This is a genomic window from Acinetobacter sp. SA01, assembly GCF_011319235.1.
In the GTDB taxonomy this organism is placed as follows: Bacteria; Pseudomonadota; Gammaproteobacteria; order Pseudomonadales; family Moraxellaceae; genus Acinetobacter.
The window spans coordinates 1-14,540 of record NZ_WXXM01000022.1 but is presented as its reverse complement, the minus strand read 5'-3'; the positions used below and the strand labels follow the sequence as shown (position 1 = coordinate 14,540).

Sequence of the window (14,540 nt, the reverse complement as noted above, 5' to 3'; positions counted from 1 at the left end):
ATTTTAAGTGGTTGTGGATAAATTTTTTAAATTTAAAAGCAGATTTTGAATTTAAATTTATTTTAAGAGGGTTTTTGAATTTAAAACCTGATCATGTTGTTTGATTTAAAATAGCTTGTCATAGCTGGGTAGAATGGCTATATAGAGTGGTTGTGTAGAATAGAATGGTTGTGTAGAAAAATTAAAAAATCGCAGCACACCTTAAATATTGTGCTGCGATCATAAAATAAACGTCACTTTAGCTTTACTTAAGAATGGAAAAATGCCTTATTCAAAAGAACTTTCCAGCTCTTCCAATTCCATCATTAACTCTAACATCTGTTCTTCCGCCGTTTCCAGCTGGCTTTTTAACTGAGTTTGCTCATTCATCAGCTTGAGTAAATCATCTTTACGACTGGCTTCATATATTGCCGCATCACCCAGTAATACTTCAATTTCAGCTAAACGGGGTTGCAGCTTGCTGATCTGTGCTTCATTTTTTTCAATATTTTTACGAATCGGTCGGCTCAGTTCACGGCGGCGCGCAGTTTCTTTACGTTGAGCTTCTTTATCGAGTTTTGAAATTGCCGGTTTTACTTCTACTTGTGACTTCACGGGTTCAGCAGGTTTCTGACCATTTTTCATGAGGTCAATCCGTGCCTGACGTAACCAGTCTGCATAAGCAACCAAATCACCATCAAATTCACGGCATTGACCATTGTGGACTAATAACAATTCATCACAGACGCTGGCAATCAATTGACGCTCATGCGATACCAACACCACAGCACCTTCAAAGTCCTGTAAAGCCATGGTCAGGGCATGACGCATATCAAGGTCCAAATGGTTGGTCGGTTCATCCAGAATCAATACGTTTGGACGTTGCCATACAATTAAAGCCAAAGCTAGGCGCGCACGTTCACCACCAGAGAAGCCTTCACTTGGGGTGTCCATACGTTCGCCACTAAAACCAAAGCTACCGAGGAATGAACGTAAAGTTGCTTCACTGATTTTTTTGTCCGCGATTCGTGATAATTGCAGCATTGGACTGGCACTACCATCTAGGGCATCCATTTGATGCTGGGCAAAATAACCAATATTCAGTAATTCGGAATCTTTGCGTGTTCCTTTGAGCAGTTTCAGGTCACCGACCAAAGATTTGATTAATGTCGATTTACCGGCGCCATTCATCCCGAGTAAACCAATCCGGCTGCTTGGTGTTATTTGCAAATTGACATTGGTTACAATCAGCTTGTTACCATAACCAATATCCGCATGTTCCAGTTGCAGCAAAGGTGAGCTCATTTTAGTCGGTTCACGGAAACTGAAGGTAAACGGAGTATCGACATGTGCAGCAGAAAGTTCCTGCATACGTTCTAGTTGTTTAATCCGGCTCTGTGCCTGTTTGGCTTTGGTGGCTTTGGCTTTAAAGCGGTCAATAAATTTTTGTAAATGTGCCCGTGTTTCAAGCTGCTTTTCATACGCTTGTTGTTGTTGTGCCAGACGTTCACTACGTGTACGTTCAAAGGTAGAATAATTTCCGGTATAGAGCATCAGTTCCTGATTTTCGATATGTAAAATATGATCGGTAACGGCATCAAGAAAATCACGGTCATGCGAAATTAAAATCAGGGTGCCTTCATAGGCTTTTAGCCAGTCTTCCAGCCATAAAATTGCATCCAAATCGAGATGGTTGGTCGGTTCATCCAGTAACAGCAAGTCGGAACGGCTCATCAGGGTGCGGGCCAGATTTAAACGCATGCGCCAGCCACCCGAGAAACTGGAAACATCCAGTTGTGACTGATGTTCAAAGAAGCCCAAACCGGCCATCAATTGTGATGCTTTTGATGGAGCAGAGTAGCCATTAATTTCATCAAAGCGGCCATATAAATGTGCTAACTCATCGTTATTAAGGTCTTCAGGATGTTCCAGTTTATGCTGGATGTCCCAATATTCTTCATCTCCAGACAGGACAAAATCGATGGCCTTCATCTCCAGCGCTTTAATTTCCTGAGCCATATGAGCCACCGTCCAGGCAGCAGGACGGGTCAAAGAACCGCCATCAGACTCCATGCCACCCAATAATGCAGCGAACAGGGTCGATTTTCCTGCGCCATTGACACCGGTTAGGCCAATTTTCCATCCTGGATGTAGCTGCATAGACGCTTTTTGAAATAAAACACGCCCACCGCGACGTATAGAAAGTTGATCTAACTGAATCATTGAAATATCTAAATGAGAAGAATAATGTGCGTATTCTAAAGGAAGCCACTCAGAAAAGAAAAAGGCAGCGCATGATTCTTTTTTATAAAAGCATGATTTTAAGTAGATGAATAAAAATGTGACAAATTATGCAAAAAAACAGCCTTTCGTCAGAAAGGCCTCAGCAGCTCTATTTTTACTATAAAAACAAAATTATAGTAATTTTCTAAGATAAATAAGCGAAAAAGAATAAGGCACATCATGAAAAAAAAGACTTTTATTTTATCTATGCTCACACTTTTGAGTTTTTCCAGCTTAGCGCAGGCAAAACAGAATATCTGTGTATTTGATCTGCTCGGTAAAGCAGGTGAGTCTTATAAATTAATTGAAGAATGGGCCTTAACCAGTAAAAACTGGGGAGCTGAGGTCAATCTAATGCCCTATCAAGACGAAGCCAAAATTGAAAAAGATTTTAAGGCCGGTATCTGTGATGCTTTTTACATGACCTCAATGCGTGCCCGCGCCTATAACAAATTTGCCGGTTCAATTGATGCACTTGGTGGCGTTCCAAGTAATCAGATTGCACAAAAAGCCATTGCTTTTGTGCTGGACAAACGTAATAAAAAGCGGCTGACCAGTAGCATTGCCAATGAGAAATATGAGGTGGCAGGAATTGGGCAAATTGGTACTGCCTATCTTTTTGTACGTGATAAATCAATTAATTCTATAGAGAAGGCACAAGGTAAAAAATTTGCCATTCTGCACTATGATCAGGCGCAAAAAATTGTTGTCCAGCGTATTGGTGCAGTGCCGATGATGGCTGATATTTCTAATTTTGTGAAGAAATTCAACAATGGTGAAGTCGATATGATTGCGGCACCCGCTTATGCCTTTAAGCCGCTAGAAATTTACAAAGGTTTAGGCTCTAGCGGGGCAATGATTAATTTTCCGGTCGTCAATGTCACTGCCGATCTGGTGATTCGCCCGGAGAAATTTCCTGAAGGTTTTGCAGATCAGTCACGGAGCTGGTTCGTAAAACTTTTACCGAAAAGCTTTGCTATGGTGAAACGCCTGGAAGCGGAAATTCCCGCCAGATATAAAGTCAATTTAACTAAGGAAGATCATGATAAATATCAAAAATTATTACGAGATGGACGTTTAGACCTGACCAGACAAGGAATTTATGAACCGACCATGATGACGGTGCTGAAAAAAGCTCGTTGTACAGTAGAGCGAACCAACTTTGAGTGTTCATTAAGCGGTGAATAAATCCATCATTATTGTATTCATTTGTAAAATAGCGCAAATTTCATAAATTATACCTAAAAATCGCTGTTACATAAGTTTATGATTTTTATTGCTAACTTAAAAAAATGAAAAACGATTGGCATTTTAAGCCTGATTAATTGGAGTAAATGCTCTATTTTTTTAGAATGAACTTGCTTAATATTTGTGGCGTGAACGGATACTCGTCAAACAACAAGATTCCAAAAGGACCTAAATAATGAAAAAAATGATTTTCACATTAACAACATTTGCTGCTGTAGGCTTAGCGAGTACAGCACAAGCTGCTAAAGTCGATGTCTGTGTATTCGATTTACTGGGTAAATCGGGTGAATCTTTTCAAATGGCTCAGGAATGGGCATTGGCTGCCAAAGGATGGGGCGCAGAAATTAATCTTATTCCACGTCAAGACGAAGCGGTTGCTGATAATGACTTTAAAGCCGGTAAATGTGACGGCGTATTTATGACCGCGATGCGTGCTCGTCAATATAACAAATTTGTCGGTTCTATTGATGCTCTCGGTGGTGTACCAAGTAATGCGATTGCTCAGCGCGCCATCACTTTTGCTTTGGACAAACGTAATGCGCCGAAAATGGTCAGTAATTTAGGCGGCAAAAAATATGAAGTGGCAGGTATTTCACCTTTAGGTTCGGCTTTTATTTTTGTACGCGATAAAAAAATTGACTCGATTGAAAAAGCAGCAGGTAAAAAATTTGCGGTATTAGGTTATGACGATGCACAAAAAATTATGGTGCAACGTGTAGGTGCGCAAGCGGTGATCTCTGATGTATCTAACTTTGTCGCAAAATTCAATAATGGACAGGTCGATATGGTAGGTGCACCTGCCTATGCCTATAAACCTTTAGAAATCTACAAAGGTTTAGGTTCTAATGGTGCGATGTTTAATTTCCCTGTACTTCAGGTGACCGCAGATTTTGTCATCCGTCCAGACCAATTCCCGGCAGGCTTTGGTCAAAAATCACGTGATTGGTTTGTGAAAAACTTACCAAAAAGTTTTGCCCTAATTAATCGTCTGGAAGCCAATATTCCGGCCAAGTTTAAATTGAACCTGACTGCAGAAGATAAAACCAAATATCAAAAATTATTGCGTGAAGGCCGTATGGATATGACCAACCGCGGTATTTATGATCCAGGCATGATGGGGGTTTTGAAAAAGGCTCGCTGCTCTGTCGATAAAGCCAATTTCGAATGTTCACTTGGTGGTGAATAGTATTGATTTTTAAAAAGAAAGCCTAGATTAAATCTAGGCTTTTTTGTCATCTGGATTTTGTCATTTTTGCCATTGTTGTGAGTAAAAAAAGGCGTAATCTTAAAAAATAACAGTAAAATTTTATCAGCCACAAAAACACGTCTTCAAATCGGCTGCTGGCTGATGAATAAAAAAAGCAAAAACGATTCAATTCAAGACTGAATAAAATAATGACACAAGGAGGAAAAAAATCATGATGCCATGCTTTAAAACACTGCTGCTTGGTCTAGGTTTGTGTGCTGTCACCAGTATGACTCAGGCCAAACAAGTGATTTGCGTATTTGATTTAGTAGGTAAAAGTGGGGATGTTTTTGCCCTGATGAAAGATTATCAATTGGCAGCCAAAAATTGGGGCGCCGATATTGAATTACGTGTAGGCCAAAATGAAGCAGTCATCGCTGAAGATTTTAAAGCTGGAAAGTGTGACGGGATCAGTGTGACCGGTATGCGCGGTCGTCAGTTTAACCATTTTACCGGTTCACTGGATGCTATTGGTGCGATTCCCGATTTAAAACTGGCAGTAAAAGTGATGCAGGGTTTAGCCAATCCAACTTTTGCCAAACATATGCTGAATAGCAAATATGAAGTGGTGGGTGTGATTCCAGTCGGCGATGCCTTTTTAATGGTTAATGATCGTAATATCAATACCGTGGCGAAAGCTGCAGGCAAAAAAATTGCCGTGCTTGATTATGATGAAGCGCAAAAAATTATGGTTCAGCAAGTGGGTGCACAGGCGATTAGTGCAGATGTCACCAATTTTGGCGCTAAATTTAACAATGGTCAGGTGGATATTATTGGTGCACCTGCTGCCGTATTTAAACCTTTAGAACTGTATAAGGGTTTAGGCAATAAGGGTGCAATTGTGAATTATCCTATTTTACAAGTCACCGGTAATGTGATTATCCGTCCAGATAAATTTCCGGCAGGATATGGGCAAAAGTCACGTGAATGGGTGAAAAGCCAGTTACCTCGTGCCTTCGGGATTTTAGGCAAAATGAAAGCCGATATTCCGCAAAAATACTGGATGCAAATTCCTGAAGCAGATAAAGTGGGCTATCAAAAATTGATGCGCGAGTCGCGGGTCGATTTAACCAAACGCGGCGTTTATGATAAACGTATGATGAAATTACTGTGGCAATTCCGTTGTAAGCAAGATCCAAAGAATTTTGAATGTAGTCTGCAGGATGAAAATTATAAAAAATCTTGAGAAAAATAGTCTGATTTAACTTTAAATCTGTAAATACTGACCATATATTGGGTATGCTATACTTAATATATGGTCTTTTATATTTCAAGACAGCTGAATTGAACAGAGGAATCCCACATGAATGCCCAAGCTCTGGTGTTGACCGACAATGCTGCGAATAAAGTACGCCAATTGCGTGATAGCGAAGGCAACCAAGAATTAATGTTACGCGTTTATGTTACAGGTGGCGGTTGTTCCGGTTTCTCTTATGGCTTTAACTTTGCTGAAAGCATGAATGAAGATGATGCTGAATTTGTTAATGGCGATGTGAAAATGCTGGTCGATTCACTGAGCTATCAATATCTTGTCGGTTCAGAAGTAGATTATGTAGAAGGCCTGGAAGGTTCACGTTTTATCGTGCACAACCCCAATGCAACAACCACCTGTGGTTGTGGTTCATCTTTTTCAATTTAATCGAATAATCAAATATAAAAAAGCCCTCCAAAAATGGGGGCTTTTTTATTGCGGGTTAGCCTGCTGATTTGCTGTTGCAAGCTATTTAAATTATTAGGCTTGCAGTTTTGCTGCTTCTAGAATATCAAAAATAACCGTAGTCACATCTTGGCTTAAATCGCGATTGTTAAAAATTTCATAAGCACTAATGGTGATATCAGTATCGCTTGGCAGTAAACGTTGTTCTTCTTCAATCAAATCTTGAATCGGCAACAGGGTCTGTTTGACTTGCAAATGCAGAATATCTTTAAATTCTATATTTTCATCTTCAAGTTCAATCAGTTGCTCATTGAAATAAGGCAAAAGAATGGAATGGAGATAAGGTTGAATCTCAATAATATCAAAAATTTCAATATCACGAGTCTGTTCAATCGTACTGATGTGATCATTTACTTCAATAAGAATATGGTAGTAACTCACATGCATCTCCAGAGGTTTCTGTTGTCATTTCTGGTTATTACCATAACACGAAATTTGCCTGATTGCCGATATCTTACTATTCATAGACTTATAAAAAGTAAGGTTTTTTTGCATTGTATCTCAAGTTGAGCCTAACGCGCCTGTAACAGGGCAAGATCAGCAGCGGACAAGCGGAAATTTTGCATGTTTTGCTCTTTCATCAGTGGATACATCAGTGCTTGCGGGTCCTGATTATGTTTCAAACCCAGTGCATGGCCAAATTCATGCGCCAGCGTCAAGCGTAAATCCTCAACGGATTCAAATTCATAAATGTTAATTTGTTTGCCATTAAATGAACCTTTATCAAATAATCGCGGCTGAAAACGCTGATTAAAGCTTTTTACCGAGCTATCAATCTGTTGATTCAGCTGATTCAGTTCATCAACCTGCAGATTAAGTTGCTGAATTTTCTGGTTATAAAGATTGATCTCCTGCTGCAGTACAAAAATGTGCTGTTGTAACTGGTTTTGCTGCTGCATGAGCTGATTACGTTGTGAAGGAGGGATTCCGCCACTTTGATTAATAATAGCAATATATTGATTATGTTGATTTATTTGTATATTGAGTTGGGCTTTTTTCACATCGAGTAGAGTATTGTTACGGTCTAGCTCATCTTTAAATTGCTGCAGTTGTTGATTTTTATTGACCCACACTTGCTGGTTGTTTTGAATCTGGCCTAATTGCTGCCGACGTTGCACTGATTCGTCTTGACGTTGATCATAAATTAAATGGATGGTGAGCCGGGCATCGGGATCATAAACAAAATAGTCTTTGCCTGTACCCGCTTTCCAGATGTCAGTGGCTTGCTGGCTAATCTGTTTCAGTTCATTTTCAGTAACACCAAAACGTGAATCAACCTCAGCAATGCGATAGCGTAAGCGGGTATCGAAAGGATGTTGAATACGATCCAACAGGGTATTGTGGCGAATTTGAGGATGATTTCGGGTTTGATAGGTCATGCCGAACAGAAATATGACCAACAGGCTGAGTAGCACTAAGCGCATAAAAGCTTAAAATCATTATTTTTCTATACTGTATAACAATTAAGCTGAAATAAAAATAAAAAAACCGCGCTTGCGCGCGGTCTTTTTTCTGTTAATTCGACAAATTATTTTTTGTCATCTTTAACTTCAGTGAACTCAGCATCTACAACGCCGTCATCCGCTTTTTGTTGTTGACCAGCAGCATCACCTTGGAATGCATTTGGATCAAAACCTTGCGCACCGCCTTGAGCACCTTGCGCAGCTTCATAAGCGCGTTGAGTGATCGGCATGATGATGTTTTGCAATGCTTCAGTTTTCGCTTTGATCGCTTCAACGTCATTTTCTTTGGTTGCAGCTTCAAGCTCTGTAACCGCAGTTTCCACCGCAGTTTTTTCATCTGCAGTCACTTGTTCGCCAAGATCTTTTACTGCTTTTTGCGCGCTAGAAACAAGAGCATCTGCTTCGTTACGTGCTTTAGCAAGTTCTTCGAACTTACGGTCTTCTTCCGCATTCGCTTCAGCATCTTTAATCATCGCTTCAATTTCAGCATCGCTCAAACCTGAGTTTGCTTTAATTTGAATTGACTGTTCTTTACCTGTGCTCTTGTCTTTTGCAGATACTTTCAAGATACCGTCAGCATTGATATCGAACGATACTTCAATTTGTGGCACACCACGTGGAGCAGGTGGGATATCGCCTAATTGGAAGTTACCCAACAATTTGTTTTGTTGAGCCATTTTACGTTCACCTTGGTAAACCGAAATGTCTACAGCAGGCTGGTTATCTGCAGCAGTTGAGAACACCTGAGATTTCTTCGCAGGAATCGTAGTGTTTTTCTCGATGATTGCAGTTAATACGCCGCCCATAGTCTCAATACCAAGAGTCAATGGAGTTACGTCAAGAAGCAATACGTCAGTTTTGTCACCAGACAATACCGCACCTTGAATTGCAGCACCAATCGCAACCGCTTCGTCCGGGTTCACGTCTTTACGTGGCTCACGACCAAAGAATTCTTGTACTTTTTGTTGTACCAGAGGCATACGAGATTGACCACCAACCAGAATCACGTCAGAGATATCTGAAGTTGAAAGACCGGCATCTTTAAGTGCAATCTTACATGGTTCAATAGTACGAGCGACCAGATCAGCCACCAAACCTTCAAGTTTTGCACGCGTTACGTTGATCACTAAATGTTTAGGACCAGTCGCATCTGCAGTGATGTATGGAAGGTTAATTTCAGTTGCATTAGAAGAAGAAAGCTCGATTTTTGCTTTTTCAGCGGCTTCTTTCAAACGTTGTAATGCAAGAGGATCTTGTTTCAAGTTCACGCTTTGTTCTTTCTTGAATTCTTCAACCAGGAATTCAATTAAAGCGTTATCGAAGTCTTCACCACCCAAGAAAGTATCACCGTTTGTAGATAATACTTCGATTTGCTGGTCGCCATCCAAGTCCGCAATTTCAATGATGGATACGTCGAAAGTACCACCACCCAAGTCATAAACCGCGATTTTACGGTCGCCTTCTTTCTTGTCCATACCGAACGCAAGAGCTGCAGCAGTTGGTTCGTTGATGATACGTTTAACGTCCAAACCGGCAATTTTACCTGCATCTTTAGTGGCTTGACGTTGTGCATCGTTGAAGTAAGCAGGAACAGTAATTACCGCTTCAGTAACTGTTTCACCTAAATAGTCTTCTGCAGTTTTTTTCATCTTTTTCAAGATTTCAGCAGAGATTTGTTGTGGTGCAAGTTTCTTATCATTTACATCCACCCATGCATCGCCATTGTCTGCCTGGATGATTTTGTAAGGCACTAAACCGATGTCTTTTTGTACTGCTTGGTCTTGGTACTTACGGCCGATCAAACGCTTGATCGCGAATAATGTATTTTTAGGGTTAGTCACTGCCTGACGTTTCGCAGATTGACCAACCAGAATTTCGCCATCTTTATAGGCAATAATAGATGGAGTTGTACGCGCGCCTTCAGCGTTATCGATTACTTTAACTTTGTCGCCTTCAAGTACGGCAACACAAGAGTTTGTTGTACCTAAGTCAATACCAATGATTTTAGCCATTTGGATGTTTCCTCAAAATTATTTTTTGCAATGTTTTTGCTTGTTATCCGATATGAGAGCCATTCAAAATTTTTCAAGTTGTTTGCATGAAAAAAATAGAAAAACTCTCGAATTTCTATACCTTATTGACCTACGAGGACCATTGCTGGACGCAGTAAACGGCCTGAAAGGGCATAACCTTTTTGTAATACGGTACCGATTTCACCAGCTTTGACGTCAGGTGCAATACCGACGGCCTGATGTAAATCAGCATTGAAACCATTGTTCATGTTGACTTCTACAACGTTAAATTTTTCCAGCGTACTGAGTAATGATTTATGGGTCAGTTGAACGCCTTCAAGTAATGGCGATTCAATATCCCCAGCCGCTTGAATGGCGCGCTCTAAATTATCGACAGTGTCGAGCAGCTCTTTAGCAAACTTCTCAATCACGGTCTCTTTATGCTTTTCAGCTTCACGTTGAATACGTTCTACGCTTTTTTGTGCTTCATAAACTGCATTGGCTGTACGGGCTTTTTCTAACTTCAAGTCACCTTCAAGCTGTGCAATCTGCTCTTGTAAAGATTCAACGGTAACTTCTGACTGTTCAGGTTCAGCTTGAGATTCTACTGTTTGTTGCTCAGCTTGCTCTTGCCCTAGATCTTGAGCGTCTTGATTCTGCTCAGTTGCCATAGATTTACTCCGTTTGAATGGGTTTTTAAACATGTCAGTCCTTTTGGCCTCAGTGCTAACTGCGTTAATCCTGAACTGCCATGAGTGATAAAATTCATGATTAATACAGAGTTCGGGGCAGACGCTAAAAATTCAAGCGAGACAAGCGATTAAATCTGTTTAATTTGATTAAAATTATTAAAAAGCATTATTTTTTTCTAAACCAGAATGCAAAATGATGGGGGTAGCGGGTGAATATCTAAATTTACCCTAGGTTAAAGCCAGCTACCGGTTTCACTCTTTTGAATAGCCGATCATGATATAGATACACACTATGATCTATAATAGATTGACTAACTGTAACAGCAGTTATAATAGGCTGTTCCTAAGTAAAGCATTGCTATCCATGTATCTGAGAAGCTTGATCGCATGCAGAGGAAGGAACTTCGCAATGATTTTATTAGACTTAAAAACGATTAATATTAAATAAATTATATATTTCACAAAAATGCTTTATATGCTTATTATTTAACCCAGATTCTATCGCTGTAGTTTCTTCTTGGTATTTAGAAATGTGTTTTCTAGGCTTATCCAACCTCTGGATAAGCTTTTTTTTTTGCCTAAAGTTAAGTAAATACAGAATAAATAGAATTTATGTATCTGTTTAGCAAAATTTTATCAGGATTCTGAGCGGAACCCCCCCTCTAAATTAGGATCTAAATAATAGGCGAAGGAATCATATTTCCAACGTTGAGGATATTACTCCCCTTTATATTGCTAGTCATAACCTGAACCCTAGGCTTGGTTATAATGACAATCCTAGCAAGTATAAGAGTCATTTTAATAAGTGCCATTTTCAGGAAAGGGGATAATGCAGCTAAAAATCGCCTTGCTAATGATAGCAGAAGGCATGTTTTAGCCATAACGTTCATTCTTTTTGTGGGCTGGAGTGGCAAAAACACGCCGAAATATACATGGAAATTGTCAATGACAAGGTATGAAAAGAAGATTAGCGTATGAATGTTTTTACTGTGTATACCGATAATTAGACTGATACAAGCGTATGGTCACGAATTGGCTGATCATGTAGAAAATATCAAGATTAAAATAAAAGGAAGGTGCCATGATGGTTGCTTTTAGCCGAACTTTACAGACCATGTTAGAAAAAGGTCAAGGTATAGCGGCACGTACTTTAGATCGATTGCCCAGTTTTGCACAAAAATCTCTAGTTAAAATTTTAAGATATCCGCACCAATATCCTGAACTTGATCCCTTGGTGCAATGCATGATGGCAGCCCAGTTAAAACGGGGCAGTAGTGGTTTGGTCAGTGAAGATATTATTCAGGCCCGTAAAAGCTTTGATTTGCAAATGCAGTCCATCAAAGCTAAACCTACACCGGTGAAACAGGTGGAAGATTTACGTTTACCTTTACACAGCGGCACCATCTTTGCGCGACATTATCATCCTGCACCCACTAAAAAATTGCCTATGGTGGTGTATTTTCATGGCGGTGGCTTTGTTGTAGGCAGTCTGGATTCGCATGATGAGGTTTGCCGTTTACTTGCCGTCCATGCAAGAGTGCAGGTTTTAAGTATTGACTATCCCTTAGCACCTGAAGCAAGTCCGAATCAACTGATTCAAAGCTGTGAAGATGCCTTGGCATGGATTTATCAAAACAGAAAGCAGCTGAAAATCTTAAAAAATAGAATTTCAGTTGCCGGTGACAGTGCGGGAGGAAATATCAGCACGGTAGTTGCACAACGTACAGCTCATAAAGTGTATGCACCGCAAGCGCAATTACTGCTCTATCCGGCAGTTGATTTTAAAAGCCGTCATCCTTCATTTTATGCCTACAATGAAGGACTGGTTTTAACCGGTAAAGATGTGGATTTTGTCACCCATTATTATGCAGATACGCATCAGATTGAACTCGATGATCCGCTGATTTCACCAACTTATGGTCAGCATGACAAATTACCACCTACGTTTGTGGTGACTGCAGGTCATGATGTATTACATGATGAAGGGGAAATTTATGCACATAAATTACGTCATCGTGGCGTAAAGGTGCATTATCAGGAATATAGCGATCAAGCGCATGGTTTTGTCAATCTCACACCCGTTTCTTATCGTGCTAAAAAGTATTTTATTGAAATCAGTAAAAATTATAGAAAGTTTTGGGATAAACACGCTTAAATTTTTTGAGCTGGGCATTCATTTATAATAAAGGTGTTTCACGTGAAACACCTTTATTTTTTCTCGATTTTAGCTTTAGGTAAGGTGAGGCTAAATTCTGGCACATAAAAGCTGTGTAAATAGCGGGCTTGAGAAAAATCGGGAAAAATGTCCTGGGTGTTTTTCCAGCTCACCTGTTTTAATTTACTCAGTTTACCGCGAAATTGTAGTGTGAATTGATAGCGTAAACCTTGCCAGGCTTGATCGATCTTGAGCAGTCGTGCAGGTAAATGATGACTATTCACATAAAAAGTCTGGCTATGTTTATATTTCTGCAAACACAAACTCATTTCTTGTTGCTCAAAGCAGATATTGCAATACACCACATCATCATGGATGAGCCACTCAAATTGGGCCAGCTGTTTTGGTATTCCCCAAAAATGTTGACCATTTAGCATAGAGGCTTCGGTAGAAACATAAATTTTCGGAATGGAAGACAAACGTCTTTTACTGATTAAAGGATGATCCAAGATCAGCAATTCATCATATGGGCCTACAGGAGAATCATGATAACGAACCAATATGACCTGTACCACGCGTCCAATTGGAGAAGGAGCAATATAAAAATTCCGATGCTGCGCAATAAATTTGGGCGTTAACCAGTAATTAAAAATAAAAGCATCACCCTGTAAATGCCAAGGTGGGTAAAGGGAAAAAGTAGTTGTATTTAATTCTTCGCTCATTGTAATGCTCATTTTATATCAAAAAGAGAAGCTGTTATATTTATATTGAAAGATTAATATATAGACATTCACAATGACAACTTAACGTAGAAGAGTAAAGAAATGTTAAAAAAGGCCTTATTTGCTATCGGTTCTGCATGTATGAGTTTGCAGGTGATGGCTGCAAATACCCTGGTAGAAATGAAAACCTCAATGGGGAATATTGAAATAGAGCTATTTAATGATAAAGCGCCTATTTCAGCAAAAAACTTTGAAAGCTATATAAAAGATAACTTTTATAACGGCACCATTTTTCACCGGGTGATTCCTGGCTTCATGATTCAGGGGGGAGGAATGGATGCCAACATGGTCGAGAAGCAGACCAAAGCGCCTATTCAAAATGAATCCTATAATGGCTTAAAGAATTCACGTGGCACATTGGCCATGGCACGAACCAATATGCCTAATTCAGCAACCAGCCAATTCTTTATTAATACAGTAGACAATGACTTTTTAAACAGAAGTCAGATGAATGCAGGTTATGCCGTGTTTGGTAAGGTTACGAAAGGCATGGATGTGGTCGATAAAATCACTCAAGTACCGACTGCAAACTTTGGAATGCATCAAAATGTACCAAAACAAGTGGTGAAAATTATCAGCGTGAACATTAAAGCAGCAGAGGTGAAAAATTAAGAAAAAAATAAAGCAGAAATATTTTATTCATATTTTTGCTTTAAAATTATATGTTTATATTTGAATTAGAATAAAAATGAACCAACTTAGTGCATAAAAATACAACACTCAATAAAACAATCAGTTAAAAGCACTTGCATGGGTAAGAAATTGCCCTATAATGAGCTCATCCAGACGCGATACAGCAAACGAACTTAGCTGAACAAGTTAAGTTGTTAAATGTTTATTGCGTTATATTTTCTACTGACGAGGTAGGAAACAGATCATTAAGAGATTATGAAGAACAACTTGTGTGGATTTTTACTGGTTGATTGATCGAAATTATTTTCATTGATTGATGGTAGAAATTAC

Annotated in this window: 12 protein-coding genes; 6 read left to right on the top strand and 6 right to left on the bottom strand. The window is 39.5% G+C overall.

From position 1 onward, the window contains the following. Positions 1-267 precede the first annotated feature (267 nt). A complete protein-coding gene (locus tag GTU69_RS14980) occupies positions 268-2,202 on the bottom strand; it encodes an ATP-binding cassette domain-containing protein (RefSeq protein WP_166171654.1) in 1,935 nt (644 codons plus the stop codon). A 240-nt stretch (positions 2,203-2,442) separates the two neighbouring features. On the opposite strand from GTU69_RS14980, the gene GTU69_RS14975 reads away from it, so the two are divergent. The 4 genes from GTU69_RS14975 to erpA all read left to right on the top strand — a co-directional run bounded on the left by GTU69_RS14975 (position 2,443) and on the right by erpA (position 6,395). Beyond that, positions 2,443-3,450 carry a putative solute-binding protein gene (locus GTU69_RS14975; RefSeq protein WP_166171652.1) on the top strand — a complete coding sequence of 336 codons (1,008 nt, stop codon included), beginning with the start codon at positions 2,443-2,445 and terminating at the stop codon, positions 3,448-3,450. A gap of 235 nt (positions 3,451-3,685) precedes the next feature. Then, positions 3,686-4,696, top strand: a complete 1,011-nt coding sequence (locus GTU69_RS14970) for a putative solute-binding protein (protein WP_166171650.1) — start codon at positions 3,686-3,688, stop codon at positions 4,694-4,696. Between the two features lie 235 nt (positions 4,697-4,931). Further along, positions 4,932-5,942, top strand: coding sequence for a putative solute-binding protein (locus GTU69_RS14965; RefSeq protein WP_166171696.1), 1,011 nt, complete (start codon positions 4,932-4,934; stop codon positions 5,940-5,942). Between the two features lie 117 nt (positions 5,943-6,059). Then, the gene (gene erpA / locus GTU69_RS14960) at positions 6,060-6,395 is read left to right on the top strand and encodes an iron-sulfur cluster insertion protein ErpA (protein WP_086176706.1); all 336 of its coding nucleotides are present in this window, start codon (positions 6,060-6,062) and stop codon (positions 6,393-6,395) included. 93 nt (positions 6,396-6,488) lie between these two features. On the opposite strand, the gene GTU69_RS14955 is transcribed toward erpA, so the two are convergent. The 4 genes from GTU69_RS14955 to grpE form a co-directional block, all read right to left on the bottom strand. Next, positions 6,489-6,866, bottom strand: a complete 378-nt coding sequence (locus tag GTU69_RS14955) for a hypothetical protein (protein ID WP_166171694.1) — start codon at positions 6,864-6,866, stop codon at positions 6,489-6,491. A 119-nt stretch (positions 6,867-6,985) separates the two neighbouring features. Then, positions 6,986-7,897, bottom strand: a complete 912-nt coding sequence (locus tag GTU69_RS14950) for a matrixin family metalloprotease (protein ID WP_166171648.1) — start codon at positions 7,895-7,897, stop codon at positions 6,986-6,988. A gap of 104 nt (positions 7,898-8,001) precedes the next feature. Beyond that, complete coding sequence (gene dnaK, locus GTU69_RS14945; protein WP_166171646.1) at positions 8,002-9,948, bottom strand: molecular chaperone DnaK; 1,947 nt, start codon at positions 9,946-9,948, stop codon at positions 8,002-8,004. Between the two features lie 122 nt (positions 9,949-10,070). After that, positions 10,071-10,619, bottom strand: a complete 549-nt coding sequence (grpE, locus tag GTU69_RS14940) for a nucleotide exchange factor GrpE (RefSeq protein ID WP_086197579.1) — start codon at positions 10,617-10,619, stop codon at positions 10,071-10,073. A gap of 1,105 nt (positions 10,620-11,724) precedes the next feature. On the opposite strand from grpE, the gene GTU69_RS14935 reads away from it, so the two are divergent. Then, entirely contained in the window at positions 11,725-12,795 is a 1,071-nt protein-coding gene (locus GTU69_RS14935) for an alpha/beta hydrolase (RefSeq protein WP_166171692.1), read from the top strand. A 53-nt stretch (positions 12,796-12,848) separates the two neighbouring features. Here the strand turns inward: GTU69_RS14935 and GTU69_RS14930 are convergent, their stop codons facing one another. Then, positions 12,849-13,517, bottom strand: a complete 669-nt coding sequence (locus tag GTU69_RS14930; RefSeq protein ID WP_171522037.1) for an acetoacetate decarboxylase family protein — start codon at positions 13,515-13,517, stop codon at positions 12,849-12,851. Between the two features lie 102 nt (positions 13,518-13,619). Here GTU69_RS14930 and GTU69_RS14925 point away from each other — a divergent pair, with 102 nt between their 5' ends. Continuing rightward, a complete protein-coding gene (locus tag GTU69_RS14925; protein WP_166171642.1) occupies positions 13,620-14,189 on the top strand; it encodes a peptidylprolyl isomerase in 570 nt (189 codons plus the stop codon). Positions 14,190-14,540: the final 351 nt, after the last annotated feature.